At 53.4% G+C, this 24,548-nt stretch carries 30 protein-coding genes and 1 pseudogene; 18 read left to right on the forward strand and 13 right to left on the reverse strand.

Features of this window, described 5'->3' with window-relative positions:
* From ACR0NN_RS20300 to ACR0NN_RS20310, 3 genes and pseudogenes are all read right to left on the reverse strand, one after another.
* Window positions 1-601 (reverse strand): annotated as a pseudogene (locus tag ACR0NN_RS20300) (hypothetical protein); the annotation flags it as partial.
* 752 nt (window positions 602-1,353) lie between these two features.
* Complete coding sequence (locus ACR0NN_RS20305) at window positions 1,354-2,691, reverse strand: adenylate/guanylate cyclase domain-containing protein (RefSeq protein ID WP_170723675.1); 1,338 nt, start codon at window positions 2,689-2,691, stop codon at window positions 1,354-1,356.
* A gap of 311 nt (window positions 2,692-3,002) precedes the next feature.
* Window positions 3,003-3,869, reverse strand: a complete 867-nt coding sequence (locus ACR0NN_RS20310) for an NAD(P)-binding domain-containing protein (protein WP_170583810.1) — start codon at window positions 3,867-3,869, stop codon at window positions 3,003-3,005.
* 102 nt (window positions 3,870-3,971) lie between these two features.
* Between ACR0NN_RS20310 and ACR0NN_RS20315 the strand changes: the two genes are divergently transcribed.
* Entirely contained in the window at window positions 3,972-4,889 is a 918-nt protein-coding gene (locus tag ACR0NN_RS20315) for a LysR family transcriptional regulator (protein ID WP_480685405.1), read from the forward strand.
* 194 nt (window positions 4,890-5,083) lie between these two features.
* On the opposite strand, the gene ACR0NN_RS20320 is transcribed toward ACR0NN_RS20315, so the two are convergent.
* Window positions 5,084-5,560: a MarR family transcriptional regulator gene (locus ACR0NN_RS20320; protein WP_170583814.1), complete on the reverse strand. Its 477-nt coding sequence runs from the start codon at window positions 5,558-5,560 to the stop codon at window positions 5,084-5,086.
* Between the two features lie 208 nt (window positions 5,561-5,768).
* Between ACR0NN_RS20320 and ACR0NN_RS20325 the strand changes: the two genes are divergently transcribed.
* The 3 genes from ACR0NN_RS20325 (at window position 5,769) to ACR0NN_RS20335 (ending at window position 7,080) form a co-directional block, all read left to right on the forward strand.
* Window positions 5,769-6,299, forward strand: coding sequence for a GNAT family N-acetyltransferase (locus ACR0NN_RS20325; RefSeq protein WP_480685408.1), 531 nt, complete (start codon window positions 5,769-5,771; stop codon window positions 6,297-6,299).
* Window positions 6,300-6,337: 38 nt separating this feature from the next.
* Complete coding sequence (locus ACR0NN_RS20330; protein ID WP_170583819.1) at window positions 6,338-6,736, forward strand: helix-turn-helix domain-containing protein; 399 nt, start codon at window positions 6,338-6,340, stop codon at window positions 6,734-6,736.
* Window positions 6,737-6,807: 71 nt separating this feature from the next.
* Window positions 6,808-7,080 (forward strand): helix-turn-helix domain-containing protein, encoded by a 273-nt coding sequence (locus ACR0NN_RS20335; protein WP_170583821.1) that lies wholly within the window; start codon window positions 6,808-6,810, stop codon window positions 7,078-7,080.
* A 260-nt stretch (window positions 7,081-7,340) separates the two neighbouring features.
* Here the strand turns inward: ACR0NN_RS20335 and ACR0NN_RS20340 are convergent, their stop codons facing one another.
* A complete protein-coding gene (locus tag ACR0NN_RS20340; RefSeq protein WP_480685410.1) occupies window positions 7,341-8,237 on the reverse strand; it encodes a LysR family transcriptional regulator in 897 nt (298 codons plus the stop codon).
* A gap of 93 nt (window positions 8,238-8,330) precedes the next feature.
* On the opposite strand from ACR0NN_RS20340, the gene ACR0NN_RS20345 reads away from it, so the two are divergent.
* The gene (locus tag ACR0NN_RS20345; protein WP_170723677.1) at window positions 8,331-9,068 is read left to right on the forward strand and encodes an SDR family oxidoreductase; all 738 of its coding nucleotides are present in this window, start codon (window positions 8,331-8,333) and stop codon (window positions 9,066-9,068) included.
* A gap of 23 nt (window positions 9,069-9,091) precedes the next feature.
* The gene (locus ACR0NN_RS20350; protein WP_170723782.1) at window positions 9,092-9,304 is read left to right on the forward strand and encodes a tautomerase family protein; all 213 of its coding nucleotides are present in this window, start codon (window positions 9,092-9,094) and stop codon (window positions 9,302-9,304) included.
* A gap of 62 nt (window positions 9,305-9,366) precedes the next feature.
* Here the strand turns inward: ACR0NN_RS20350 and ACR0NN_RS20355 are convergent, their stop codons facing one another.
* Complete coding sequence (locus ACR0NN_RS20355; RefSeq protein WP_170723678.1) at window positions 9,367-10,272, reverse strand: AraC family transcriptional regulator; 906 nt, start codon at window positions 10,270-10,272, stop codon at window positions 9,367-9,369.
* A gap of 95 nt (window positions 10,273-10,367) precedes the next feature.
* On the opposite strand from ACR0NN_RS20355, the gene ACR0NN_RS20360 reads away from it, so the two are divergent.
* A complete protein-coding gene (locus ACR0NN_RS20360; RefSeq protein WP_480685413.1) occupies window positions 10,368-11,117 on the forward strand; it encodes an SDR family oxidoreductase in 750 nt (249 codons plus the stop codon).
* A 70-nt stretch (window positions 11,118-11,187) separates the two neighbouring features.
* Here the strand turns inward: ACR0NN_RS20360 and ACR0NN_RS20365 are convergent, their stop codons facing one another.
* Window positions 11,188-12,030, reverse strand: a complete 843-nt coding sequence (locus tag ACR0NN_RS20365; RefSeq protein ID WP_170723680.1) for a methylenetetrahydrofolate reductase — start codon at window positions 12,028-12,030, stop codon at window positions 11,188-11,190.
* A gap of 105 nt (window positions 12,031-12,135) precedes the next feature.
* The gene (locus ACR0NN_RS20370) at window positions 12,136-12,525 is read right to left on the reverse strand and encodes a DUF983 domain-containing protein (RefSeq protein ID WP_170723681.1); all 390 of its coding nucleotides are present in this window, start codon (window positions 12,523-12,525) and stop codon (window positions 12,136-12,138) included.
* Between the two features lie 159 nt (window positions 12,526-12,684).
* On the opposite strand from ACR0NN_RS20370, the gene ACR0NN_RS20375 reads away from it, so the two are divergent.
* From ACR0NN_RS20375 to ACR0NN_RS20385, 3 genes are all read left to right on the forward strand, one after another.
* On the forward strand, window positions 12,685-14,055 hold the full coding sequence (locus ACR0NN_RS20375; protein WP_170723682.1) for an aminotransferase-like domain-containing protein: 1,371 nt from the start codon (window positions 12,685-12,687) through the stop codon (window positions 14,053-14,055).
* Between the two features lie 89 nt (window positions 14,056-14,144).
* On the forward strand, window positions 14,145-14,945 hold the full coding sequence (map, locus tag ACR0NN_RS20380; protein ID WP_170723683.1) for a type I methionyl aminopeptidase: 801 nt from the start codon (window positions 14,145-14,147) through the stop codon (window positions 14,943-14,945).
* Window positions 14,942-15,331, forward strand: coding sequence for an SgcJ/EcaC family oxidoreductase (locus ACR0NN_RS20385; RefSeq protein ID WP_170723684.1), 390 nt, complete (start codon window positions 14,942-14,944; stop codon window positions 15,329-15,331). Before map ends, ACR0NN_RS20385 begins: the two co-directional genes overlap by 4 nt.
* Window positions 15,332-15,344: 13 nt before the next feature.
* Here the strand turns inward: ACR0NN_RS20385 and ACR0NN_RS20390 are convergent, their stop codons facing one another.
* A complete protein-coding gene (locus ACR0NN_RS20390; protein ID WP_170723685.1) occupies window positions 15,345-15,962 on the reverse strand; it encodes a TetR/AcrR family transcriptional regulator in 618 nt (205 codons plus the stop codon).
* Window positions 15,963-16,068: 106 nt separating this feature from the next.
* Here ACR0NN_RS20390 and ACR0NN_RS20395 point away from each other — a divergent pair, with 106 nt between their 5' ends.
* The 4 genes from ACR0NN_RS20395 to ACR0NN_RS20410 all read left to right on the forward strand — a co-directional run bounded on the left by ACR0NN_RS20395 (window position 16,069) and on the right by ACR0NN_RS20410 (window position 18,551).
* Window positions 16,069-16,530 carry a DMT family transporter gene (locus tag ACR0NN_RS20395; RefSeq protein ID WP_170723686.1) on the forward strand — a complete coding sequence of 154 codons (462 nt, stop codon included), beginning with the start codon at window positions 16,069-16,071 and terminating at the stop codon, window positions 16,528-16,530.
* Window positions 16,531-16,599: 69 nt separating this feature from the next.
* Window positions 16,600-17,055, forward strand: a complete 456-nt coding sequence (locus tag ACR0NN_RS20400; RefSeq protein WP_170723687.1) for a nuclear transport factor 2 family protein — start codon at window positions 16,600-16,602, stop codon at window positions 17,053-17,055.
* Window positions 17,048-17,926 carry an ergot alkaloid biosynthesis protein gene (locus ACR0NN_RS20405; protein WP_170723688.1) on the forward strand — a complete coding sequence of 293 codons (879 nt, stop codon included), beginning with the start codon at window positions 17,048-17,050 and terminating at the stop codon, window positions 17,924-17,926. The genes ACR0NN_RS20400 and ACR0NN_RS20405 overlap by 8 nt, the downstream gene beginning before the upstream one ends.
* Before the next feature lie 136 nt (window positions 17,927-18,062).
* Complete coding sequence (locus tag ACR0NN_RS20410) at window positions 18,063-18,551, forward strand: DUF1993 family protein (protein WP_170723689.1); 489 nt, start codon at window positions 18,063-18,065, stop codon at window positions 18,549-18,551.
* A 109-nt stretch (window positions 18,552-18,660) separates the two neighbouring features.
* On the opposite strand, the gene ACR0NN_RS20415 is transcribed toward ACR0NN_RS20410, so the two are convergent.
* Window positions 18,661-19,593: a LysR family transcriptional regulator gene (locus ACR0NN_RS20415; protein ID WP_480685416.1), complete on the reverse strand. Its 933-nt coding sequence runs from the start codon at window positions 19,591-19,593 to the stop codon at window positions 18,661-18,663.
* Between the two features lie 83 nt (window positions 19,594-19,676).
* Between ACR0NN_RS20415 and ACR0NN_RS20420 the strand changes: the two genes are divergently transcribed.
* Together ACR0NN_RS20420 and ACR0NN_RS20425 are read left to right on the forward strand one after the other, a co-directional pair.
* The gene (locus tag ACR0NN_RS20420; RefSeq protein ID WP_170723690.1) at window positions 19,677-20,084 is read left to right on the forward strand and encodes a RidA family protein; all 408 of its coding nucleotides are present in this window, start codon (window positions 19,677-19,679) and stop codon (window positions 20,082-20,084) included.
* Window positions 20,085-20,108: 24 nt separating this feature from the next.
* Window positions 20,109-20,267, forward strand: a complete 159-nt coding sequence (locus tag ACR0NN_RS20425) for a hypothetical protein (protein ID WP_170723691.1) — start codon at window positions 20,109-20,111, stop codon at window positions 20,265-20,267.
* 60 nt (window positions 20,268-20,327) lie between these two features.
* Here ACR0NN_RS20425 and ACR0NN_RS20430 read toward each other — a convergent pair whose 3' ends face one another.
* Window positions 20,328-20,843, reverse strand: coding sequence for an RrF2 family transcriptional regulator (locus tag ACR0NN_RS20430; RefSeq protein WP_480685464.1), 516 nt, complete (start codon window positions 20,841-20,843; stop codon window positions 20,328-20,330).
* Between the two features lie 72 nt (window positions 20,844-20,915).
* On the opposite strand from ACR0NN_RS20430, the gene ACR0NN_RS20435 reads away from it, so the two are divergent.
* The gene (locus tag ACR0NN_RS20435) at window positions 20,916-22,325 is read left to right on the forward strand and encodes an MFS transporter (RefSeq protein WP_170723693.1); all 1,410 of its coding nucleotides are present in this window, start codon (window positions 20,916-20,918) and stop codon (window positions 22,323-22,325) included.
* 13 nt (window positions 22,326-22,338) lie between these two features.
* Window positions 22,339-22,983, forward strand: coding sequence for a class I SAM-dependent methyltransferase (locus ACR0NN_RS20440; RefSeq protein ID WP_170723694.1), 645 nt, complete (start codon window positions 22,339-22,341; stop codon window positions 22,981-22,983).
* A gap of 214 nt (window positions 22,984-23,197) precedes the next feature.
* Here the strand turns inward: ACR0NN_RS20440 and ACR0NN_RS20445 are convergent, their stop codons facing one another.
* Together ACR0NN_RS20445 and ACR0NN_RS20450 are read right to left on the reverse strand one after the other, a co-directional pair.
* A complete protein-coding gene (locus tag ACR0NN_RS20445) occupies window positions 23,198-23,629 on the reverse strand; it encodes a DUF5946 family protein (RefSeq protein ID WP_480685465.1) in 432 nt (143 codons plus the stop codon).
* 312 nt (window positions 23,630-23,941) lie between these two features.
* On the reverse strand, window positions 23,942-24,448 hold the full coding sequence (locus ACR0NN_RS20450) for a DUF6653 family protein (protein ID WP_480685419.1): 507 nt from the start codon (window positions 24,446-24,448) through the stop codon (window positions 23,942-23,944).
* Window positions 24,449-24,548 lie beyond the last annotated feature (100 nt).

A 24,548-nucleotide genomic window follows, 5' to 3' on the forward strand; every position in this document is an offset into this window, starting at 1 on the left:
CGCACTTGTCCCGGTTTGCGCGAAAACCACGTTCGCATTTCCATCCGGAATAAGTTTCAGGCGCGAGGTATGCATGCTGTGGAACTGCCACAGGCTCACAGCCGCTATCCGCTGCCCTGTAACCTCTGATGCACACCCAACCATCCGAGCTTCCTCTGTCGCTCAGACGACCGTTTTCTGGGACCTCTATTGCAACACAATCCTGGTTCTCCTTACGAAATCCCCAGTTGCAGTGTATTTCCTGCACGCCAAACCGTGTTTCGACGTACCCATTTTGAGGCGAAATCACTTCTTCACATTCTTCTCCAACACGCTGGAACAGCCGATTGCACTCCCACTGATCTCCGGTTGATGCAAGATAGGCATTTTCAGGAACTCTTATTTCCTCACAGAATTCTCCGACATTCTGAAAACCGTGATTGCATTCCCAGCCGCTGCCATAGGCGCTACCCGTCAAAAATGCGTTTTCTGGTAAGTCTGTTCTTTGGCAGGATCCGTTCTTGTTTTCGAAACCTTCGTCACAAACAGACCCATCGGCATTGCCCGCGACCTGAGCAGGAAGTTGCGTTCCTGAGAGAAACACCAAAAGTGTCGGGATCAAACAAAGAATGCAGCTAGCAAACACGATGAATGAATGGTCGAAACGGAGCCTGAGACCTGATCTATCGGGCATCAAGCACGCAATTTAAGAGCCGTGTGTTGTTCATACGGTGCCTTCTTTCATGGGTCACGCGATGACTGGAGCACGTCAGGTGACAGTTGCAAATGCTTGCGAGGAACGAGCTCATAGCGAAGACCCCAGCGAAACCCGTTCCTATGCTGGGGCACATGCTACAGTTAGTCTGAAGGCCATTGGGTCATCGAAGCCGGCAGCATCGCGGCGACGAATAAATCTTCCCAATACACTCTTCTGGTTCCTACTCTGTGAAGAGTCAAGGACGCACCCTCGTCACGAAGCGTGGGCTACGGAGATGATCAATTTTTGAGACCGGTGAATGACCAGGTGGCTTAGAGAGTAACTGAGAGGAAAAATGCAGCGTGATACCAAATTTGAAACGGAGCTATTAACGAACTGGTTGAAACTGAGTTCTGCGATGCTGAGTGCAGCTTCACGAACGCGTTGCTTTGAAAGTCTGCTTCACGGGCCAATTTCGGGTACTAAGGCACAATGATGAGACAGGAATTCTGGGCACATTGATACCGCAGTGTGATCGGCCCATTTGCAAATCCCGAGAAGCGGAAATTCCTGTCATTCAGAGCGTGTTGAAAAAGGTCAGCTTTACCCAGGAAGCTGCTAGGATTGAAAGTACCAAACTCAACCTAGCACTCATCAACTCATCTTCGCGATCAGCTTCAATGAAGTTCCTGATGGGCTTCATACAATGACCACTCTCCCGGCAGACCCTTGAGTGATTGCTTTTCGATGAATGCAAGCTCGAGCTTGGAGCCAACGACCAGATCTTTCACTGTGCCTGAAACCCGTATCTGGCTCGGTAATGCAGTGTCCATAATTCGCGCTGCAATGTGAACTGCCAGCCCGCCAATATCACCGCCACGTCGTTCACATTCTCCAGTGTGGATACCGGCCTTCACTTTTAACTTGGTATTGGCCAAGTCAGAGTTAATTGCGTTAGCACACTGAATTGCACGCGTCGGTCCTGTGAAAGCGGTGATGAACCCATCCCCCGTAGTGTTGATTTCAGAGCCATCGTAAATTTCCAGCTGTCGACGCACGATCTCATCATGTTGGTCTAACAAGGCACGCCAATGGTCATCACCCAAACTGGCGGCTAATTCTGTGGAACCTACGATATCTGTCATCAATATCGTCAGAAGCACCCGCTCGCTCGGAGTGACGGTTTTTTGTCCCGTCGCAAACTCTTCGATTTCGTTTATCACCCGGTCCTGATCTCCATACCAGACCAGGTGATCAACGCCGGGAACGAATTTCAAAACTGAATTGGGTATAAGGTCGGCCACAAATCGCGCCTCATCTTTTGGGTGCCAGACATCATTTTCGCGATTAACTATGAGCGTAGGGGCATCGATCAGTGGTAAGATTTCACGAATGTCGAGCTCAGCGTTCAGTCGGGTTATTAGCTCCGCAGTTTTTGGACTTGCAGAATTGCGCATGTAGCCGCCCCACCACTCACATGCCTCAGCATCTTTTGCCATACTTGGCGCGGCTTCATCGAGCCCAAATGCACTTCCCCAGTTTTCGCGGAGATAGCTGATCGTATTCTCAGTAGCCTGCTGTGTCGGCGCCCAAGGGTAGTCTGGAGCCCAACTACCTTTAGCTGATGTTCCACTCAATATGACAGCTCGTGTACGCTCTGGGTAAGTAGCTGCGAATAATGCACTTATGTTGGCGCCTTCTGATACACCAAGTAACACTGCCTGATCCGAACCGATGGCATCGAGCACAGCGGTGATGTCCTCAATGCGTTGCTCCAGCGTTGGAAAACCAACATTGCGCTCAGAAAGACCAGTCCCACGCTTGTCGTAGAAAATCAGTCGGCAAAACCGGCTGAGTTTGGATAGAAAACTCGCATAGTGCGGGCTTTGCCAAGCATATTCGATATTGGTCAGCCAACCTTGGCTATACACAACATCTATAGGTCCATCGCCAATCACCTGGTACGCGATGGCAATGTCGTCTGCGAATGCATACTGAGTTTGCGGTTGTTTCATTGTCCGATTGAATAGGCTCTCCGGGCGCAAACCAACGTCCGAGCCCACCAGCTCAATTCATGCCAGACAAAACCAATCGGATCAACTTACTGCTTCGGCCGCCCTGCTTTGTCCGACTGATAGCGGACTTTTGGTTCAGTTTGCTGCTTCATACACTTTGGGCTCGATGCCTCCGTTCGCGACCAAATGCATTATTGGCAGGTCCAGCCCAAACCAGACATTGGCGACGAAACTTCGCAATCCCGTGTATGCAGCTTTGCAGCCGTTTTTTGTCCAAGTCGAACGACCATTCTGACAGAAATCGCCCGACGTTATCCGGCGTCCGCCATGTGCTCGACCAACGAGGTCAATTGTTTGTCCCCATATCCATCCGCCCACGCCGCTTTTGTGCGGTCATGCATCATTCGGATAAAATCAGCCGGTGCATTCAGAGAAACGCAGGTCTTTAGCGCGTCCTCTTGGGCCAATGCGTAGACTTTCAACGAGGCTTCGGCGTCGTCATAGTCCTCGGTTGGAACGGTACGGACAAAGAGATCGTGGTAGTCATTTACCAGCTTGATCGTCGCAGGAAGTTGATCGGCATAGACCTGCATAGGAACACCAGCTTTCTGGCAAACCAGTGCGCCGTAAATCATCCCAAACATGAACCCTTGCCGGACAGTGAAGAGACCAGCAAAAAGTGCTGCAAGAGCTGCGGGTTTCTCACCGACTTGAGCGGACTTTCCCCCAAGAGACCTTATCACTTCGCCGTAGCGATCCCAAGTTCCGGCACTGCCCACGGTAAGGATGGTGGTGTCGCTGCTACCGATGCCGGAAGGGTATGCATTGATCATGCCCAGCATGTAGTCTGCGTTTTTTTCGCTGAGAAATGAGACCAGTGAATCAGCATCGGACGTGTCGCCGGTGCTCATGTCGCAGATTGTTTTCCCCTTCAACGATACACTTAGACCGCTGATCAAATCGACAGTTTCCTTGTGACTTTTGATACAGACGATGACGAAATCGGACGCGGCAACAGCATCTTCCGGCGATGCGCAAATAACTGCACCTGCATTTGCAAACGATTTTGTCTTTTCAGGTGTCCGATTCCAGACGCAGACGCTGTAACCTAATTTGAGCAGGCAATGCGCCAGCGCAGAACCCATGTTGCCCAATCCGAGTACCGCAAGCGTTGCCATGGTTCCCTCCTGTTCTGGTCATTGGTGTTTCACGTCAACATGCGTGAGAATTGAGAAATCGCGTAGTTGTAAATTTTTCTGTATTGTAAGATTTTCTGACTTATGGATTGGCACACGTTACCTTCGTTGACGTCTCTCAGAGCCTTTGCCGCCGCCGCAGAGTTTAGAAACTTGACCCGCGCAGCAGGGGCGCTGAATGTGACCCATTCCGCGGTCAGCCAACAAATCCGAGGACTGGAGCAGCATCTGGGAACCCAGCTTGTTTCTCGGACGCGACACGGTATCGCTCTGACCGCACAGGGGGAATTCTTAGCGGCGGGTTTACATGAAGCATTCGCCTCAATGGCGTCCCTGACTGAGAGCATATCAAGTGCAGAGGCGGTTCGCCCACTGGTGGTCAGTGCGACACCGATGTTTTCAAGCGCATTCCTTATGCCGCGACTATCGACGTTTGTTCAGGAGTTTCCGGATATCGAACTTCGGATCGACTCAACAATCCAGGCAGTCGACCTCAAACCAGGGGGCATTGACATAGCCATTCGATACGGCACCGGGCGTTGGTCGGGACTGGTCTCGCAGATGTTGCTACCTGGCTGTCTGACAGTGGTTGCTGCAAAAGAATTGATTGGGGAACGGGTACTCAAAGGCCCAATTGAGTTGCTCGACTTTACTCTTCTTCAGGAACAGGCTTCGGTCGAATTTGACCTGTGGTTGGAAAAGGTTGGAGTGCCACCCGGTGCCGATAGGAGAGTTGTTCGTTTGCCGGGCAACATGCTGCTTGATGGAATCCGCCGGGGTGATGGTGTCGGGGCGACGGTTCCGGCATTCATCTCTGATGAATTGAAGTCTGGAGATCTCGTAGCGCTATTTGATGATCCAATCCCTCAGATCGGATATCACCTCGTCACGCTGCCTGGACCAGTTCGCCCAGCGGCAAAGGTGTTTCAGAAGTGGCTTTCGAATTCAATTACTGAATATGAAAAAAGCCTCTTCAGATGGACGCCTGCTCATATGATTTGACCGTTGTTGGTGTTCAACTCGATTGGATAGAAGCAGCCCAAAGCGGAAGTCTGGTTCCAAAAGGAGGGATTGGCTTCTAGCGAGCAACTAATATGTGACAATGAAAAAGCGACCAAGTTGACGACGACTCCGTTCATGCCGCCAAATCCTTTCTTGATTAAAGCCTTAACAAAAAGATACGCGAAGAGGGTCGGTCATTCCGTCTTGTTCAAATCGCCAGTTGTCAGGATCGCGCCGGCCTGAAGATCTTCGGCGTCCAGCATCGTTGCAACCCTTTCGAGCGCGGCAACAAGCATCGCCTGCTCCCAGTCCTCCATCTGCTTGAACCGCTGCACATAGAGCTGTTGCAGCGGATCAGGGGCGTCCTCAAGGGTTTGCCGCCCGCGATCCGTGATCAGGATGTTGGTCTGCCGTCGGTCGGTCAGGGATTTCTCGCGCACGACCATGCCGCCCGAGACCAGCTTGTCCACCAGTGCTGTGACAGTGGCCTGGCTGACATGCATGCGCATTGAAATTGCTTTGGCCGTGGTTTGCCCGGTTTCGCCAATCACTTGCAGCACACGAAGTTGCACCGCAGTCAGCCCTGCGGATTGCGCCAGTTCCCGGCCGGATATCTCGGTGGCGCGCAGGATTCGGCGCAGGGCGACAAGGCTGCTGTCGATACGATCCATGTATCTACTCCGCATTCGAATGGAGTGAGATTGTCAAAATTGTATTGATTGCTCAAGCGTTAACGGAGCGCAAGATAATTAGCCTTGCAAATTAAAATATCGCAAAATAGGTAGATTTATGACGTTTCGGTAGAATTTCGCTTCGCCTTTTGAAGTTTTGATGCCGCTGTGTTACTTAGCTAATCAAAGTTTATTGATGGAGCAGTACATGCAGCATTCTTTGGAGTTGTTCGAACAACCTATTCCGGTTTTGCGTCCCCCTTTGCCGGAAGACGGTGCAGCTGTGTCTTTGCTGGCCAGTACCGGGGATCAGCAAGCTATTGGTGACTTGCTTGGTGAACTGGCGGCGTTTGATGACTACAAAGAATTCTCGGTTATTGCAGAACTGGATGGAGACCTGGTCGGCGCGATACTGGCTTATGTTCTGCCATATGACACGGAAACCCTGTTTATCTGGCGGGTCGGCGTTTCAAAGGGTGAGGCGGACAAGGGTCTTGCGTCGCTGATGTTGGGGCAGGTGATGCGTCGGGACGTCTGCACCGATGTCACCCGTGTTCAGACTGTGATTACGTCCAGCGACGAGTGCACCTGGGCTTTGTTCCGCAGGTTTGCGCGGTGGCAGCGGTCCCGGATGGATATCCAACCCTTCATCACGCAGGCGCTGACCCCATATCGCCGTCATGAAAACAGCAATCTTGTGACGATCCGTCTTGCGGATCGTAGCGAACTCGCGGCCTGACCGCGCCACGACATTTTCAACCAAAGTGAGAGAGCAGAATGAACGTAGCCACGACTATATCAAACGACACCTCATACTACGGTGATGAAGCGGCAACTCTGGGCGACCGGATCGTCGCCGCGCGCGAAGCCGTTGGATACTCGCAAAAGAAGCTTGCCAGTCGCCTGGGCGTCAAACTGAAGACCGTACAGGGATGGGAAGAAGACCGTACCGAGCCACGTGCAAACAAGGCGCAGATGATGTCCGGCATTCTTGGGGTCTCTCTGGTTTGGCTTCTGAGCGGTGAGGGGGAAGGTGTGCTTGAACCAACCGATACCACTTCCGGATCGGAGGATATTCAAGGCATCCTTGATGAAATTCGGAGCCTCCGGACGGATATGACTCAGACCACCCGCAGGCTGAGCACTGTTGAAAAACGCCTGCGCGCCAGACTTTGACATCTGCGCAAATGCGAACTTCAAGCATGACCTATGGCCATGCCTCAAACGACAATAACAGGGAGCAGATGATGACAGGACCGGATCCCAGCCTTGTGTCCGTTGATCCGGCGCAAGGCGCCCGTTCGGACACCAATTCCGAGCCCGTGGCTACACCGCTTGAAGTCCGCGAAAAGGCCGGATTGACCGTGGCGGAAATGGCCGAACTTATCGGGATGAGCGAATCTGGTTACAAGTTGTGGGAGAGCGGCGCTCGCCGCCCCGGAGGACCAGCGTATAAGCTCCTTGCACTACTGGATGCTCATCCAAAAGAAACAGTTACTCTTCTTCGGGAACAGATTTGAACGATACCCGTGCAGATCGCTTCGTTTTGCTTGCCAGCCGTGGACGCGATTGGTCTCGTTGTCAGGCCAGAAACAGAATTGAAATTTACTTTGGCAAGTCTAGTTTTGAATGTCTGCTTCGGGCTGCGACCGGTTTTTGATTTGTAAAGTAGCGAGAGGCGGCAACGAGCCCACTTTGGCCGATGCCGCGCGTTGCCCGAATTACAGAAAGCGCAGTTAGCGGACTTTGCAAAGTCGAGAGGACGGCCCCGGCCATTTTGTCAAAGCGCGGCGTCATCGAAAATTCGAACGACCCAATCGAGGAAAACCCGGACGCGCGGAGAGAGCTGTCTGTTTTGTGGATAGTAAGCAGCCAGCGGCGTGGGCGATGGTGGAGCTTTCGTTAAAACTTCTACAAGGCGTCCCGCTCTCAAGTCTTCCAGAAAACGATATTTCGGCGCTTGTCCAATCCCCAACCCGTCTCGGATCAGATGATGCACTGTGTCCGCGTCATTCGCTGTAACCAGTGCAGGCAACGTTACATCCTTAATCTTGTCTCCAATTTTGAACTCCAACGGCATTGCGGCGCCGGTGCGAGAAGACAGAAAGCCAACCATCTGATGACCCTTCAGGTCATCAACGGAGTTTGGAGTGCCAAACTTGTCCAGATACTCTGGACTCGCACAGGTGATCTCCGGAAGATCTGTCAGGTGCCGTGTGATCATTCCGCTATCATCAGGAACGCCGGCACGGATGACGCAATCAACACCCTCGCGCACTAGATCCACCAGGCGCTCTGTCTGGCCGAGTTGAAGGGTGATCTTGGGGTATTTTGCGAGAAAGTCAGTCAAGTGAGGTAGGAGAAAGACCCGTGTCAGAGTGCCTGGGGCATCTATGCGAAGCAGACCTGACGGTTCGTGCCCACGCAATGCGCCTTCAGCTTCTTCAATATCACCCAAAATAGCCGCGCATCTTTGGTAATAGGCCTGCCCATCTGGTGTTGGGGCCACGTGGCGTGTCGTTCGATCCAGCAGTCGACTTCCAAGGTCACGCTCCAACCTTTGGATGGCTTCGCTTGCGGTAGACCGCGGAATATTCAGATCCGCTGCGGCCCTTGTAAAGCTTCCGCGTTCCAGAACCCGAACAAAAAGCCGCATGGTTTCAAGTCGATCAATCATTGTTCGCCTTTACCGAATTGTCATTCCAATTCAAGACACATTATCTGGATCAGGTCCCCGTCTATCTTCGCTTCAAACAGAAAGGAGATTGACATGGTACAAGCAAAACGAACCGCAATTGTAACTGGCGCCAGCAAAGGGATTGGTGCTGCCATCGCACTCCGCCTGGCTCAGGATGGCCATGTAATCATTGCCAATTTTGCAAGTGATGAGGCCGGAGCGAACGAGGTTGTAGACGCTATCAAAAAAGATGGTGGCCAGGCAATCGCAGTTCAGGGTGACATTTCTGATCCATCTTGTATGCCACGATTGTTCGATGCGGCTGAACAGGAGTTCGACTCCGTCGATGTTCTGGTCAACAACGCGGGTATTATGCGCCTGAGTGCAATTGCATCTACATCTGATGACGACTTCGAGGCCCACTGCACCATCAACATTGGCGGTGTGTTTCGTGGCATGAGAGAGGCTGCCAACCGACTTAACGCGGGCGGAGCGATTGTAAGTCTGTCCTCCAGTGTTGTCGGGCTCTATCAGCCGAAATACGGGATCTATGCGGCGACAAAAGCTGCTGTGGAAGCGATGACCCATGTGCTGGCCAAAGAACTGGGCTCACGGGACATCACCGTGAATGCTGTCGCGCCTGGGCCGGTCGGAACCGACCTATTCATGACTGGCAAGCCCGCGGTGGTAATCGAGAACATCAGGAAGATGAACCCGTTTGGCCGGCTCGGAACGCCTGAAGATATCGCTGCTGCTGTTTCGCTTTTGGCCGGGCCAGATGGTCGTTGGATCAGTGGTCAAACACTTCGCGCCAATGGCGGCGTCATCTGAAACCTACCTGAAAGGAAAATCCAATGCCATTTGCCAACTACAAACTCCCGCAGGACTCTTTGACGACAGCTCAGAAAGAGGACCTGATCCATAAAACGACAGAACTGATGGTCGGCTTCTTTGGGGAGGTGGTGCGCCCGACCACGATAGTCCTGATCGAAGAGGTCGAAGACGGTGGATATGGTCGCGCAGACGAGGTGATTGTGATGCCGGAAGAGTATCGGGCCAAGGAATAAACTAAAATAACCGGAGGGCAGCGTCGTAAAACGCAGCCCTCCAATACGGAACTACGGAAAAACTAATGTGTCTCTATAGCCTTTGAGTAGCGCGCGGGTGGGCACCCCACATAGCGGGAGAATGCGGTGCTGAAGGCGCTGGACGACCCATACCCGGTCTGGGCAGAGATTTCGGCAATACTGAGATTACCCGCCCGGAGCATGTGTTTTGCCAATGTCATCCGCCAGTTTTGCAAATAGCTCATTGGGGGCATTCCCATGACGCCTTCGAACCGTGTGAAGAACGCAGATCGAGATAGCCCGGCTTCGGTTGCAAGAGCTTGAACAGTCCAACCGTGAGCCGGGGCCGCGTGCATGGCTCGCAAACTGGGTCCAACACGAATGTCTGCCAATCCACGTAATAGGCCAGCAGCCGGTGCCGGGTCCGCGCCAGACCGGAAGGCTTCGATCAGTAGGACTTGCAATAGGTTCTCGACGATCACATCTCGCGCCGGCCGGTTTGCGCGCGCTTCATCGCGAACAAGCCCCGTAAGTGCAGCCAACCGACCCTCACCGCGAACAAAGATCAGATCAGGCAGCAGAGAGATCAATAGATCAGCGTCCGGGCTGGCAAAGGTGCAGTGTCCCACGAGTTGTTGAACCTCTGGATCCGCATCAGTCGCCCCAAGCTGGAAGACTCCGTCTTCCCCCTCCACCGGGTGGTTGACCAGATCAGCCGGTGGTGGAGGATCCATGCTTGAGAAGGTGAAGGACTTGACCGCAGGGATCAGCACAAAATCACCCGCATTCAAGACCAGGGCCTCTTTCCCCTCGACCTCCAGGCATGAACGTCCCGCAAGTAGAGAACAGTAAAACGCCTCGTTTACATCCTCACGATGCACCCGAAACGGCCCCGATGCATGCACCAGCTTTGAATAGGATGCTTTGGGTTGAAGGAGGGCGATGATTTCAGAGAATGGATCTGCCATTTTGGACTATTGATAATAAGAAATGGATTATTGATTATATATAATACTGACGACGTCGTCTACCTTCAAGGCATCAACAAATAGGAGACAACGTCATGAAGACCGCATTGATCACAGGATGTTCTTCGGGATTTGGGTTGGAGACGGCACGCTTCCTTCTGGAACAGGGCTGGTCTGTTATCGCAACAATGCGCAAGCCAGATTTAACTTTATTGCCGGCCTCGGATCGTTTGACAGTCTTGCCATTAGATATCTCGGACAGCGAGAGTATTGCAAAGGCAGTGGACGCTGCTGGCCCCATCGACGCCTTGGTGAACAATGCCGGCGTGGGCTGGCTTTCCCCTTTTGAGGGCACTTCAGCGGATAACCTGCGCCGGATCTTTGAGACCAACACGTTCGGCACCATGGAAATGGTCCGTGCGGTGCTGCCACAAATGCGCGCCGCGGGATCAGGGGTGATTGTGAATGTCTCCTCCAGCGTCACACTCAAACCGCTGCCGCTGGCTTCGGTCTACACGGCCAGCAAAGCTGCGGTGAACGCCTTCACCGAATGCCTTGCCCTTGAACTGGCTCCGCTGGGTATCCGGACCCATATCGTTCTACCAGGTCAGGCCCCAACAACGAATTTTGGCAAGAACGCAATGGCACTGATGTCAGAATCCAATGACACGCCTGAAGACTACAGGCCGTTCGTCGAGCAAACCATGGCAGCTTTCATGAATACCGAAGGGAAAGAGTTCACCTTCTCAGAAAATGTCGTTCAGGCAATCTGGAGAGCCGTGACTGACAGCAGCTGCCCACTTCGGCTCCCTGCCGGAAAGGACTCGGTCGCTCTGGCGGCTTGACAGCTTCAACAATCAGAAGAAGCCCTCTCGAATACCCAGCATGGCCGACCACAATGGCCGGCCTTTTTCCTCAGGCTAGCATATTGCTCGAAGCGTCCCGAACTTGCCGCGCCTTAGTCGCAGCAAGCCACTCAACGGCAACCTTCACGTCACCAAAAGGATAAAGGTGAACCGCAACATCAGCCAAATTGCGTCGTTGCAATCCTTGTTCGATCAAGCCGACCAGACGGGAGAAATCAACGATCCCGTCCACGGTGTCACTCACGTTGTTCAACCCGCCACCCGAAACCCCGAATGAGCGTGCAAACCTGAGCAGGAGATCCTTTTTGGTCGGCCCAGGTATCCCAATTTGGATCGGCTGGCTAACACCAACGTTTCGAAGCTGGCTGATCCAGTTGAGAATTCTGTCGGGATCAAAGGCAAGTTGAGTTGTTATGCTCACGCTGCACCCGTAGGACTCCAAAAGTTTTACCTTCCGCTCCAGTAGGGCCACGTCCGAACGATAACCTATGGCAGCGTTTCCCTCAGGAAAGCCCGGCAAGGTGACTCTTTTGATCGCATACTTTTCAATCCACTCCGTTCGAAGGAGATCCATCGCGGTGTTAAACGGACCCGACGCATCAGATGGGTCACCGCCAACGATCATGACTTGTCCTTGTGCGCCGGCGAACCGGAGTTTTTCGGTCAGGTCAAACAGGTGTTTCTTTGATTGAAGGCGTCGAGCTGCAAATATTGGCACCGGCAACAGTCCGGCATCGTCGATCCGGCGCACCGTTCGCAGCCTGTCGTAATCATCCTCATCGTTCAGCCAGGCCACATTGACAGGGGTTCTCGCAGGAAGAAGGGGTGCGGCTGATGTGAGATCCGCAATCGTTTTTCCTGTCGCTTCAAGCGAAAAGAAATCCAAATCCATCAAGGAATCCTCCAGCTTCAATTACCGAAGTCGTTCGTCATGACCTCGAAGCTTGGCAGCAGAAGCAAGCCACAGGCGCATGGCCAGCCTGCAAAAGTAGGCTGGCTAGAACCCGTGCATTCGTTTGGCCCATTGGTATCCAACAATCAGGCCCTTCATGACCGGCAGCAGTGCCAAGGCACCGACGACTGCGATGACCGACATGCTTAAAGCCAAGACCCAGGGTTCTGGCCGCCATGTGACCCAGGCGATGTGCAGCGCGAACCCCATGAGGTGGCCCACGATCAGGATCGTAAGATAAGCCGGGCCGTCATCTGCCCGCTGGTGGCTCAGATCCAATCCACAATTCGAGCACTCATCGTTTACCTTGATATAGCTGTGCAGCAGCCTGCCCTCCCCACACTTGGGGCACTTGAGGCGCATCCCATTCATGATCGCGGGTTTGATGGGGCGCTCTTCGCTGTCGTCGTGGGTGTCAATTGCAAGGTCGGACATCTTTGATCTCCTTCGGTCGTGCTTCAGATAGCTCATCTTCAGACATAATGCAATCAATAGCCAATCAATATGATGACAAGTGCGACAATATGTTGAAATACGCCTGTAAAATGGGTAAAGGTGACAGACACAATCTTATATATTGAATGGAATGATGCCTTGAAGTCATGGACACCGAATCTGCGCGACGACGGGAAACCACTCTATGTCCAGATCGCTGAAGCGATCAGACATGATGTAGAGACAGGTGTGCTTGATGCAGGTGACAGGCTTCCGCCTCAACGCAGCGTCGCCAAGCTTGTTGGCTTGGATTTCACAACTGTCTCTCGCGGATACTCTGAGGCTGCGAAGCGAGGGTATATCGACACCTTTGTCGGCCGGGGTTCGTTTATCCGAAAACCAGAAGAAACTTCAGAAAAAGCGGACCCGCGCCGCGCGCTGGAAGAAGACCCAAACATGAACATGCCCCCTGAGCCAGATGATCCAGCTCTGGTGGCCCGTATGGAGCAAGGTCTCACACATGTTTCTGCGAACCTCGTTCCTCTACTTCGCTACCAATCCATTATCGGGAGCCGGCAAGACCGGGAGACCGCAGCGCGCTGGATGACCATCAATGGTATCGACATCACAGCAGATCAATTGGCCATCACGCCAGGCGCACATGCCAGTTTGCTGTCGATCCTGACATTGCTCTCCAAGCCCGGAGACACCGTGATCTGTGAGCGTGTGACCTATCCCGGCATTCGTGCCATCGCTGCCCAACTTGGTATTCGGCTGGTTGGCGTGAGATCGGATAACAGTGGAATTCTCCCCGATGAGCTGGATGCTGCAATCCGAGAACATGCGCCTTCTGCTCTGTACCTGAACCCGACGCTACAAAATCCCCTGACGCTTACAATTCCAACAGAGCGACGTGAGCAGATCGCATCCGTTTTGGACAACTACGGTTTGCCTTTGATTGAAGATGACGCTTGTCGTTTTGTGTCGTCGGATGCGCCACCGCCTATCTCACAGAATATCCCAGAATTGGGGTGGTACATCGCGGGTCTTTCGAAATGTCTGGGTGCTGGTTTGAGGCTTGCGCTTACGGTGGTTCCATCTGGCCTGTCGAAAACCCACTTCACGCGGGCCGTGCAGGCATCGAATGTCATGGCGTCACCAATCACAACAGCTTTGATGGCGCGATGGATCGAGGATGGTACAGCCGCGGCGGTGCAAAAGTTCATCCGCAAGGAGGCGAACCACAGACAGAACCTTGCGGCCAAGATTATGCAGGACCAAGACTTCGTCGGCAGCAACGACGCGTTCAATATCTGGCTCAAGCTGCCCGAAGGGTCGAGCCGAGCCGACGTGATGAGCCACATGGCCAATCGTCAAGTCGGGATCATGCCGAGCAATGCGTTTACGGTGACGGGAGCGCCCGATGAAGCGGTCAGAGTATGTCTGGGAGGACCAATCTCATACAGCCAATTAACTGAAGATCTTGAAGCACTAAACTATGCGATCACCCATCAAAACTGGGTTCCCTAAACAGTCTTTTGACGCCGAAACAAAAACGAAACGCAATGTGGTTACCATCAGAGCTGAGAGCCTGGTAGTAAGCTGAAAAGGTGAAAGAAATGGTGAAAACTCCGGAAGAGATTGAACTGATGCGGGTATCCGGAAAGCTGCTGGCCTCTGTTTTTGAGATGCTGGATCAGCAAGACTTTCTGGGTATGTCCACCTTGCAGGTCAATAATCTGGTCGAGGACTTCATCACCAATGACCTTGAGGCCCGTCCAGCAAGCAAGGGTCAGTATGGTTTCGAATACGTTCTGAATTCCTCGATCAACGAGGTCGTGTGCCATGGAGTGCCGTCAGCTGAGGATGTCATTCAGGATGGGGACATCGTGAACTTTGACATCACGCTGGAAAAGAACGGGTTCATTGCAGATTCGAGCAAAACATATCTGGTTGGAAATGCTGCCCCCGCAACCAAGCGGCTTGTGCAGATTGCCCAACAGGCCATGTGGCAGGGTATCAAGGCAGTAAAGCCGGGCGCTTACGTGGGTGATATCGGGTTCGCCATCGAGAAATACGCGAAGAAGAACCGGTGCTCAGTTGTGCATGAATACTGCGGGCATGGCATAGGGCGAAAGATGCACGAGGAACCTCAGGTCACGAACTACGGAAAGCCAGGAACGGGCGTGAGGCTACGAGAAGGAATGGTCTTCACGATTGAACCCATGATAAATAGAGGTACTGGCAAGACTGTGACCAAGGATGATGGATGGACCGTCATCACTAAAGACAGGAAGCTCTCAGCTCAGTTCGAGCATACAGTTGTTGTGACCAAGTCGGGTGTTGAGGTGCTGACGCTGCGTGGTAACGAGAACGGGGCTGCGAGAGTCGTCTGTGAATGTGGTAGTAAGCAGCCATGAGTACTCACGACGTTCTCAGTCTGATCAAACAGGCCGACAAGGCTATAAGCGCGGAAGACTTTGAAGCACTGATGGAGTTTTACGCTGATGATGCCGTTCTGGTCGTTCAGCCTGGTCAAATCGCACAAGGTAAGCCTCAAATTAGGAAAGCGTTTGAGGCAATCGCGAAGCACTTCAAAAATGCGCTGACCGTTACACAGGGGGAAGCGCAGGTGATCGAGGGCGGTGACACGGCGCTGGTCATCATGGAAACACATCTTCACATTGGTGGTGAAGCCGAGCCGGTCACCCGTCGTGCAACTTATGTTTTCAGAAAAGACCAGGCTCGCGGCTGGCTTTGCACAGTTGACAACTCCTATGGAACCGAACTGCTCGATGCCAACTAGCGATATGTCGTCCTCAATTCGATGCGCCTAGCACTAGCCTGGTAAATCTTTGGATGTCTTCTGATTTGACGGGTCTGTGCTGAACGATGACTTGCCAATAGAGCGGCGCGATGAACATATCGAGCACCACGCCCTTATCTGCGTCTTCTGAAAGCTCACCACGCTCAATAGCTCTGTCCAACATAACCATTGCCTGAGCCCGGCGATCTCGCGTCACACTTTCCAGCAAGTCTGCCAACTCATCAGAGCGCGCGTGCTCGGCATGCAGGTCAGGCAAGATCCGCCGCACAAGTGGATGGCGCAGAGTGGCAGCCATCCGGCGTATCAGCCTGGCAACATCTGTCTCAAACGATCCTGTATCCGGGATGGGGGTAAGACCAGTGGCTGCTGACTTCACCGCTTCTGTCACCAGTTCGAACTTGGACTTGCTACGCCGGTAAAGCGCTGCTTTCCCAACACCAGCTCGCGCCGCAATGCGCTCCATTCGAAGAGCAGAGTAACCCGTTTCCGCCCATTCCTCGAACAACGCGCGTTGGATTGCTTCCGTCACCGTGTCTTGCAAAACGGCAGCCCCAGCCGGCTTCCGGCGTGGCCGATCAGACTTTTTTACGTCGGAACTATTGCGTTCCATCGTGATTCTCCCTTATATAGGACGAAACGGTAACGTTCCGTTGTACTTTGAGGCAAACTTGTCGATACCGCAACCCGTTTTTGGCGGCTGAAGAAAGGACGCGAAGATGGATCCGAAAATCGCACTTCTGTGGTTTGCGCCTTTGCTTTGCGGGGCCTTGATACCCATCCATGCCGGAATGAACGCAGAGCTCAGCCGTGCTGCCAGCCACCCGCTCTGGGCAACCCTGTTGTCGTTTGGAATTTCATTCGTTTGCCTGGTGGGCGGGATTGCTTGGCTCCGTCCAACACTGCCAACCTTATCATCATTATATGCGGCTCCTCCCTGGGCGTGGGTAGGAGGTGTGATCGGTGTCGTTTACGTGATGGCGACCATGGTTCTGATCCCACGCTTTGGGGCCGCCGCTTTTATTGCCGCAATCGTTGCCGGACAAATGACGATGGCACTCATCCTCGACCAGAACGGGCTTCTGGGGAACGCTTCTCGACCAGCGGACTTCTATCGCATAACAGGTGCAATGCTGTCGATTGCAGGCGTTCTCATCATGCAATTCGGAAAAGCACCATGACCCAAGCCACCACTCACACCACACCTTTCGACCCCCTCAAAATCCACCATTACGAAGTTAGGAGAGATCATGTCTGATACGAACACGATACCAAGCTTTGGCGCGATGCTGCGCGGTGCCCTTGGAGATGCAATCATTGCAGATGCAGGTGAGAGCTTCCTGGACATGTGTGATGAAGGCATTGTCTTCGAGTTCCCGTTTGCGCCAGAAGGCTCAGTGCGAGAACTCCGCGGCCGAGACACGATGGCCGCCTATCTGCCAAAAGCCGGAGGCCTCATCAGCTTTGAATCCATGAGCCCGGCTGTCACCCATGTTGCCAAAGACGGCGAAACCTTTGTGTTGGAATTCTCCTGCAAAGGTGCAGGCGAAGTCGGGCGTTATGACCAAAACTACATCTCGGTCATTGAGGTAAAGAACGGACGTATCACCCGTTACCGCGACTACTGGAACCCTCTGGTTCTGCTGAATGCTGTCGGAGGCGTCGAAGTTCTGAAATCCAAACTGGGAGAATTTATCGATGGCTAACTCCATTCTTGTTACCGGCGGTACTGGGAAAACCGGCAGCCGCGTTGTCGAACAGTTGAAAGCAAAAGGCGTCTCTCCGCGCGTAGGCACACGTAGCCCAAAAGGTGAAAACGATGCGCGCTTTGACTGGAAAGACCCATCGACATTTGATGCCGCGTTTGAAGGCGTCAGAGCTGTTTATCTCGTAGCACCCACGGACACCGTGGATTCACTGGGAGCAATGCAGCCCGGTCTTGAGGCGGCACTTTCCGCGGGCGTCCAACGCTTCGTGCTGCTCAGTGCCTCTTCTTTGGAAGAGGGAGGGCCCATGATGGGCGCAGTCCACGCTTGGCTGCGCTCCAACGCTCCAGAATGGGCCGTTCTGCGTCCAACCTGGTTCATGCAGAACTTTTCAGAGCTTCATCACCGAGATCCCATTCGCGACGAGTCAGCCATCTACACAGCGACAGATGACGGCCGAGTTGGCTTTATCGATGCTGGCGATATAGCAGCCTGTGCAACGGCGCTGCTGGTCACTCCCTCAGTCGAAAACACGGGCTATGTACTCACTGGCCCGGAAGCGATTTCTTATGATGTCGTTGCCGAAACACTAAGCAATCAATTGGGGCGGAAGATCACCCATCATCGCCTAACCGTCGATGAACTGGCAGAGCGTCATCAAAGCCTGGGATTGCCGGAAGAGTACGCAAGAACGCTGGCCGCAATGGACGGTGTAATTGCTGGCGGGTCAGAGGATCGCGTCACTGACAGTGTTCTGAAGCTGACCGGATCACGGCCAACCTCTATCGATCAGTTCGTTCAGCAAAACATGGAAGCATGGACGCAGAGAAAAGATATCAAGATACGAGTGGCTGAGACAGCGAACATGTGAGATGCGTGTGTCCTTAGCTGATCTTCGCGTTGGCTCGAACAGTATTGTCTATTTCGACACGTGTTTTGCCGATGCTGCCGAAACATAGAGCGAGGATATAACTTTGGAAAATAGATCCACTTAACAGGAGATCTCGATGATCGGAAATTCGCAATTTGACGATGCTCTTTCTCCAGCAATTGAGTACTATCTGGAGCAGACCAGTAAGCTGATAGAGACTGTCGCCACGCAACCAAATTCGAAAGAACTCCTTGCGGTCCAACTTGCTCCGGATACGTTTGACACTGGATTCCATCTCGCAGTGGCCATCCAGTTTGCCGCGCGTGCCCTTTGCCTTCCTGCCGGTCATCCAGTACCTGAAATCGTAGAACCCTACAGTTTGTCGAGCCTTAGGAAGTTGTACCAAGACGTTTCTGAAGCTCTGTCCTCTGCACCTTCATTTGATTGGAATTCAGAAGTCACCCATGTCGCCGGAAAAGCGAAATTGAAACAATCTGCCGCCGATTACGTTATCCGCTTTGCCTTTCCAAACATGCTGTTTCACTTATCCCAGGCGTATGCGGGATTACGCCACGCCGGACTCAATATTGGGAAGGCCGATTTTGATGGGCAGCACGAATACTAAGTTACTTAGGTTTGGGCTGCGACCGCTCATTTACGCAAAACGTAGGGAACGACGACACGAAGCCCTTTCTTCCAGAGTTCCGCATCGCAATGAACTTTGGAAACTCGGACTAACTCCCTTTGCCGGAACGAAGCTTCTGGAGATCCTCACTCAGCATGTCGATGAAGCGCCGCACACGTGGCTCCAGCAGACGCTTGTGTGGATAAAGTGCCAGGATCGGAAGCTGACCGTGGTCGAGTTGGGGCAGAACCTTCTCAAGACGACCCTCTGCAATGTCGGTGCCGACCAGAAGTTGTGGCAATAATGCGATGCCAAGGCCTTCCAATGCCGTCGCGCGCAGGGCCTCTGCGCTGTCGAGACGGAGACGGACTTGCCCCTGAGCGCGAACCCAAGTGCCGTCATCTTCTTGCAGATGCCAACCCTGCCGTTCGTTCCGGCTTGCGAACTGAAGCAGATTGTGGCGCGTAAGCTGTTCAACGTTCAGCGGTCTATAGCGCTCCTTAAAATAGGTCGGCGCGGCACATAAGACTGCTTCATCCCGGAGAAGCGTACGCGTGATGAAGCCCTGATCGGGAGAGCTCACACCGATCCGGATTGCAAGGTCAAACCCCTTTTCGACGATGTTGTCGACCCTATCAGAGAGCGACATTTCGATTTGGGTATCAGGCCAGGTGTCAAGATATCGGCGCACCGTGGGCAGCAAGAGCATTCGTCCAAGCGCGTCCGGAGCCGTTATTCTCAAGACGCCGCGCGGCACGCCGCTATCACTGGCGATGCTATCGTCGGCGGCTTCGATTGCTTCACGAATAGCTAGCCCGTGTTCATAAAGGCGCTTGCCTTCTTCGGTCAGGCCCATTGCGCGCGTGTTTCGGTTCAAGAGCCGGGCACCGTATCCATCCTCCAGTCGCGCGATGGCCTTTCCGGCCGTGGATCGTGACAGCCCAAACATCTTTCCGGCGGCCACGAAGCTCCCGGTCTCGACAACCGTGAGAAACAGGAGGATGTCATTCACTTTCGATCCAATCATGACCCTTTGTAGCATGAAGTTCGTATCTGAAGCGATTTCCATTCGTCACTTGTAGCGCCTAGGTCTTTCGCCGAGACAGTCCACAAATGGAGAAAGACATGTCCACAGCAATTGATCGTATGAACCCACCATCGCTGCCAGATGCGAGCAAGGTCGGGTATTCGCAAATCTCCATCGCGCATCCCGGTGCACTTGCATTTGTATCTGGTCAGGTTGCATGGCGGCCTGATGGGATACCAACGCCCACATCGTTAGTCGAGCAGACTGCTATCGTCATCGAGAACCTGCAAGGAGCGCTCGATGCGCTTCAGGCGACGTCTGACGACATCATCCAGATGCGCGTCTACATGACTGACCTGCGGGACGAGACACAAGAGATCGCAATGGGCGCCATCCTGCGTTTTCTAAACGGCGCAAAGCCGAGCCTGACCGGCATTGGAGTAACCGCTCTTGCAGGTCCTGAGCTTCAGATCGAGGTGGAAATGGTGGTGCAAGTGGCTGTCTGACATCCGCCAACGAAAGACAAGTTCATGACGCCCTTTGCACCCACCCAAGATTGGCCGAACTGGGGCGGCGGCAACCGCTGTATCGGCCGCCGCTTTGATGCCGTGATTCGTACCAGCCCAAGCACAATCCGAGTTCAAAGGATCAAATTTAGTGCCTATCTTCTGGCATTCATCGATGCGTGATCAATGTGTGTGACGTGGGACAGCGAACCTCGGCTGCCAATACGATTCATTGACCACCTGCTATTCTAAATCGCTCGATGCCCGCGCCTGGTATGCTGCGATTTCGGCGCGTGATAGCTCTATGAGGTCTGCAACACTCTGACTGGCAAGGGTTTGCAAGAAACTCTCTCGTGCCGCATCAAGTGCCCTTTGCGTCGCGGCATTTGCTGATCGCTCTAACAAGCAAGTTGGCGTGTCATCAGACGCGCCAATTGCAAAGAGTTTGGGCTCGTCTAAAGCAGAGTAGACATCTGTTAGCGACAGATCTGCCAGCGGTTTCTCAAGATACCAACCGCCGCCATGCCCTTTCGACGAACCAACGATACCTGCCTTGCGCAAAAGCCCCATCGTGCGTCGAACTAGGGAGGGATTGGTATTGAGCATTTGCCCGATCAGTTCCGATGTCATCGGTTCATCGGTCTCTCCAAGGTGCATCAGGACGTGCAAAACGCGGGATAGTCGGCTGTCTGTTCTCATCGGTTCCTCCCCACCCGGCAGTTTAAGGTAAGTACAGTCATGTGACAAATAAAAGCACATGATATTGACACGGCAGATCACGTTACTTATAAAGTTACGTTACTTCGTTCCTCCGTAGAAGGAGTCACCACAATGGCATACTCTCTCACTTCACCGCCTCAAGATGGCGTCCTTTCGCGGCACTGGCTGGCAGCAGCGTTCCTGTTCGCTGCAGCCTTCATCAATATGCTGGACACCACGATCATCAATCTCGCGCTTCCCGCGATCCAGACAGAGTTCTCTGTTTCGCACAGCGGCCTGCAATGGACGCTGGTGGTCTATGTCCTGACCTTTGCCGCTGGCCTCCTACCATTCGGCCGTTTCGGCGATGCCTTCGGACGGCGCCAACTTTTCCTGGTTGGGCTTCTTGGCTTCCTTATCGCCTCGACCGCGTGCGGCTTCGCGCCCTCGATTGGGGTGCTGATCCTCGCGCGGTTCTTTCAGGGTCTGATGGCGGCGATGATGATGCCACAGGTGCTTGCAATCCTGCACGAAAGCTTTCCGGAAGAGCAGAAGGCCAAGGCCATTGGCCTCTTCGGTATGGTGACGGCCTTGGGGGCTATGGCGGGGCCCCTGATCGGCGGTTTTCTGGTCTCAGCCGACCTGTGGGGACTGGGATGGCGCATGATTTTTCTGATAAACCTACCCATAGGTCTGATCGCGTTCGCAGGGGTGTACGCGTTTGTTCCTGCAAGCCCAAAAGCCAGCGAACAAACCGTCGATTGGCTGGGCGCGCTTCTCTTTGCAATTGCAGCTCTAGCGCTTCTTTACCCCATGATCGAAGGGCAGGCTTTGGGATGGCCTATATGGCTTTTTGGCCCGATTGCATTGTCCGTCGGAAGCGGGGTCGCTTTGCTGCGGCTCCAGTTTCGCAGCGCGCAGATGGGCCGGCCGCAACTCCTCCCTGTCTCACTGCTGACCAATACCCGTTTTCTCGTGCGGGTCGGGATCGTCACGCTCATGTTCATTGGAATTGCCGGACCAATCGTGGTTTTGGCTATAGTCCTGCAACTTGGGCTTGGGATGCCGCCTGACGGTGCTGGCCTCGCTCTCGCTGCGCACCCCCTCAGCATCATGGGTGCATCTATCCTGTCGAGTCGCTTGGGCAATCGGTTCCTGGGGCGTCGTGTCACACTCGGCTTGGTCTCATTGCTTGGCGGCATGATTGGGCTCCATTTGGCCATTGCCCCCGATGTGCCCCTCCTCATGATCTGGGCACCCTTGGTCCTGGTTGGTGCCGGGGTCGGGACAGCCACCGTGGTTCTCTACCAACTGGTCCTCAAGGAAGTGCTGCAGACCGAGGCTGGGGCAGGTTCCGGTGCGCTACAGGCTTTTCAGCAGATCGGAATAGCCTTGGGCATTGCCCTTGTTGGGCAAGTCTTTGTCGTCGCGTTGGGCAAAGCTCCTGACGCTTCAACATACATCGAAGCCTTGAAAGTCGCGCTCTGGGTGCCGTTTGCGCTTTTCGCGGGGCTGAGTCTCGTCTCATTGAAACTGTCATAGAAGGAAAACGAACATGCAAAGGCCTGATCTCGGATCGAAAACGCCTGTAGAATTTTGGGAGGAGATCTATGGCAACGCGTCACCTGAAACATCCGGTGTGCCTTCAAAGGTCCTTAAACAATTCGCCGAAGGACTCGCACCGGGTCAGGCGCTTGATCTGGGCTGCGCCAAAGGAGACGACGTCGTTTGGCTGGCGCAGCAAAGTTGGCAAGTTCTGGGCGTCGACATCTCCAAAGCAGCTCTCGACATTGCATCTGAAAACGCCGCTCGGAACGGAGTGACTGATCGTGTCACGTTCGAACAGCACGATTTATCCAGAAGCTTGCCGACGGGTTCGTTCGAGCTTGTTTCAGCCCTTTTTCTGCAAACCCCGTTCGACTTTCCGCGCACAGAAGTCTTGCAGGCCGCCGCATCGTTGGTACTGCCATCCGGGCTTTTACTAATCGCTACGCACCAAACCTATGCGCCGTGGTCATGGAGCGATCCAAGCGAACCAGAGATCACGGCCGAAAACCGACTTGCGGAAATAGGCCTTGATCCAACCGAATGGCGGCAGGTTTTTGTCGGACCCTTTCGCCGAGAAGCTACAGGACCTGATGGTCAAAGAGCTTATGTCAAAGACGCAGTGCTTGCTCTGGAGAGGGCCAGACCAGCGTGACGGCGAGGTGAATGGACGTCAAAACTGATCCAAATCCATATGCAAAGTGCGTCGGCTATATCTGCATCGAGCCGCGCGAAGTTGTGAGGTGGATTTTCATTTCAAAACAGCCAATGGGGCTCTTGTTCCGCAATCAGGAGACTGTGACGTCTACTTTTGTATGTCCGCCTTGGGCTTAGAGCAACCAAAGATGCGAAAGGCAAAAAAGCTAATCCTAGACCCATTTCGCAGTCCAACTGCGAATGTAGGAGTGATGTGCCGACCAGTCTTCCCAAGTCACGTTAGCCCACTCTCGGACCAATTTAGAGTGGGCCCCGGAACCCGCATGAGGTGCCACATCTGCGACCGTCATTGCATACTGTTCGGGAGGATCTAGGTATTCGAGTGTATGTTTGTATTTTCCAAGGCCAAGCATTACCTCATTTGTTTCTTTTGGCGGTATCTGAGACGTGAGTTGCAAACCTAACCTTGCGAGATGCAACCCAACCGATTGGATTTGTCGTCGGGTATCGCCGCAGCCTGGATGCTGAACTGCATATGTATCGACGGTCATGCGATGTGTTTGCAGCAATGTCCGATCACTATATTCGCAGGCTAAGATTTGATTGAAGAATTCAAAAAAAGGCCGCCGAACCTCCCATGTAATTGTGGGTCGGGCCGTCGATGATTGGCAGCTTCACTTTGCAGCCGGGACATATAGATACTGCACCTGTACTCACACCCATTAGTCATAGATTTTGGAGAGTTTTTCGCAATGCTCGCTATGTCCGCATCGGGATATTTGTGCGGTTCGGTATTGAAAACCGCCTTTATAGCTGAATCCAGCCAACTGTGCGAAATGGCGCATAAGATGGAAAGCAAGAACTGAATTTATTCGGGGTGGTACGGTACTGCCGACGAATGGAGCTGCACATACAGTCCTGATTTCAGTACGCGTCTTTTCCTCAGAGCCAAATCTTTATCGATCTGTCTCCAAGTCTTCAATCGATCCTCCGTCACTTTGGAAGTCGCGCCAAACCCAGACCATTCTATCCACAAACCACATTTTGCCACCTGCAATCAAAACGATGCCAAGGCATGTGAAGCCGATATCGAATGTCCAAAGTCCGTACGCGAAAGGTATTAGTCCCAGGCTGCTTCCGACCGCCAGAACGTTCGCGACACGTTTGTGATGCTCGGCAACTTTCTCACGATGGCGTAGCCAGACACGTTCACCGAGAACTCCTTGTGCCGCCCAGCTGTCGAAACGATTGGGTTGCAGGAAGACGCGCGGGTTTAGCCAGATCCAGATAAGAACGATTGCAACAGCCGACCAAGCCCAGCCACCAATCCAAGCCCGGCTCCAGATCGCCAACGCCAAAAGCGGTAATGGCGTCAGTACGCGCGTCCAAACTGACCATGGATTGGCGTGACGCAGCCATACCGCATCCTTCATGCCCATCAGGCGTTCGGAAAACCGGGCCATGTCCAATTTGTGCATCTCCGAAAGTCACCGAAACCGTAATTGAACGACTACCCATTCGAAAGAGTACTCGTACGCAGCCAATATCTGAAAGTTGGCGAGC

The sequence above is a fragment of the Ruegeria sp. BA2 genome (genome assembly GCF_056539605.1).

What these genes read in the sequence shown, in the direction of transcription:
- ACR0NN_RS20420 (WP_170723690.1), top strand. Translation starts at nt 19,677, where the DNA reads ATGTCCACAGCAATTGATCGTATGAACCCACCATCGCTGCCAGATGCG.
- ACR0NN_RS20360 (WP_480685413.1), top strand. Translation starts at nt 10,368, where the DNA reads ATGAAGACCGCATTGATCACAGGATGTTCTTCGGGATTTGGGTTGGAG.
- ACR0NN_RS20315 (WP_480685405.1), top strand. Translation starts at nt 3,972, where the DNA reads ATGGATTGGCACACGTTACCTTCGTTGACGTCTCTCAGAGCCTTTGCC.
- ACR0NN_RS20400 (WP_170723687.1), top strand. Translation starts at nt 16,600, where the DNA reads ATGTCTGATACGAACACGATACCAAGCTTTGGCGCGATGCTGCGCGGT.
- ACR0NN_RS20425 (WP_170723691.1), top strand. Translation starts at nt 20,109, where the DNA reads ATGACGCCCTTTGCACCCACCCAAGATTGGCCGAACTGGGGCGGCGGC.
- ACR0NN_RS20310 (WP_170583810.1), bottom strand. Translation starts at nt 3,869, where the DNA reads ATGGCAACGCTTGCGGTACTCGGATTGGGCAACATGGGTTCTGCGCTG.
- ACR0NN_RS20435 (WP_170723693.1), top strand. Translation starts at nt 20,916, where the DNA reads ATGGCATACTCTCTCACTTCACCGCCTCAAGATGGCGTCCTTTCGCGG.
- ACR0NN_RS20335 (WP_170583821.1), top strand. Translation starts at nt 6,808, where the DNA reads ATGACAGGACCGGATCCCAGCCTTGTGTCCGTTGATCCGGCGCAAGGC.
- ACR0NN_RS20385 (WP_170723684.1), top strand. Translation starts at nt 14,942, where the DNA reads ATGAGTACTCACGACGTTCTCAGTCTGATCAAACAGGCCGACAAGGCT.
- ACR0NN_RS20415 (WP_480685416.1), bottom strand. Translation starts at nt 19,593, where the DNA reads ATGCTACAAAGGGTCATGATTGGATCGAAAGTGAATGACATCCTCCTG.
- ACR0NN_RS20355 (WP_170723678.1), bottom strand. Translation starts at nt 10,272, where the DNA reads ATGGCAGATCCATTCTCTGAAATCATCGCCCTCCTTCAACCCAAAGCA.
- ACR0NN_RS20340 (WP_480685410.1), bottom strand. Translation starts at nt 8,237, where the DNA reads ATGATTGATCGACTTGAAACCATGCGGCTTTTTGTTCGGGTTCTGGAA.
- ACR0NN_RS20320 (WP_170583814.1), bottom strand. Translation starts at nt 5,560, where the DNA reads ATGGATCGTATCGACAGCAGCCTTGTCGCCCTGCGCCGAATCCTGCGC.
- ACR0NN_RS20330 (WP_170583819.1), top strand. Translation starts at nt 6,338, where the DNA reads ATGAACGTAGCCACGACTATATCAAACGACACCTCATACTACGGTGAT.
- ACR0NN_RS20395 (WP_170723686.1), top strand. Translation starts at nt 16,069, where the DNA reads ATGGATCCGAAAATCGCACTTCTGTGGTTTGCGCCTTTGCTTTGCGGG.
- ACR0NN_RS20365 (WP_170723680.1), bottom strand. Translation starts at nt 12,030, where the DNA reads ATGGATTTGGATTTCTTTTCGCTTGAAGCGACAGGAAAAACGATTGCG.
- ACR0NN_RS20405 (WP_170723688.1), top strand. Translation starts at nt 17,048, where the DNA reads ATGGCTAACTCCATTCTTGTTACCGGCGGTACTGGGAAAACCGGCAGC.
- ACR0NN_RS20450 (WP_480685419.1), bottom strand. Translation starts at nt 24,448, where the DNA reads ATGGCCCGGTTTTCCGAACGCCTGATGGGCATGAAGGATGCGGTATGG.
- map (WP_170723683.1), top strand. Translation starts at nt 14,145, where the DNA reads ATGGTGAAAACTCCGGAAGAGATTGAACTGATGCGGGTATCCGGAAAG.
- ACR0NN_RS20305 (WP_170723675.1), bottom strand. Translation starts at nt 2,691, where the DNA reads ATGAAACAACCGCAAACTCAGTATGCATTCGCAGACGACATTGCCATC.
- ACR0NN_RS20410 (WP_170723689.1), top strand. Translation starts at nt 18,063, where the DNA reads ATGATCGGAAATTCGCAATTTGACGATGCTCTTTCTCCAGCAATTGAG.
- ACR0NN_RS20350 (WP_170723782.1), top strand. Translation starts at nt 9,092, where the DNA reads ATGCCATTTGCCAACTACAAACTCCCGCAGGACTCTTTGACGACAGCT.
- ACR0NN_RS20390 (WP_170723685.1), bottom strand. Translation starts at nt 15,962, where the DNA reads ATGGAACGCAATAGTTCCGACGTAAAAAAGTCTGATCGGCCACGCCGG.
- ACR0NN_RS20325 (WP_480685408.1), top strand. Translation starts at nt 5,769, where the DNA reads ATGCAGCATTCTTTGGAGTTGTTCGAACAACCTATTCCGGTTTTGCGT.
- ACR0NN_RS20345 (WP_170723677.1), top strand. Translation starts at nt 8,331, where the DNA reads ATGGTACAAGCAAAACGAACCGCAATTGTAACTGGCGCCAGCAAAGGG.
- ACR0NN_RS20370 (WP_170723681.1), bottom strand. Translation starts at nt 12,525, where the DNA reads ATGTCCGACCTTGCAATTGACACCCACGACGACAGCGAAGAGCGCCCC.
- ACR0NN_RS20440 (WP_170723694.1), top strand. Translation starts at nt 22,339, where the DNA reads ATGCAAAGGCCTGATCTCGGATCGAAAACGCCTGTAGAATTTTGGGAG.
- ACR0NN_RS20430 (WP_480685464.1), bottom strand. Translation starts at nt 20,843, where the DNA reads ATGTGCTTTTATTTGTCACATGACTGTACTTACCTTAAACTGCCGGGT.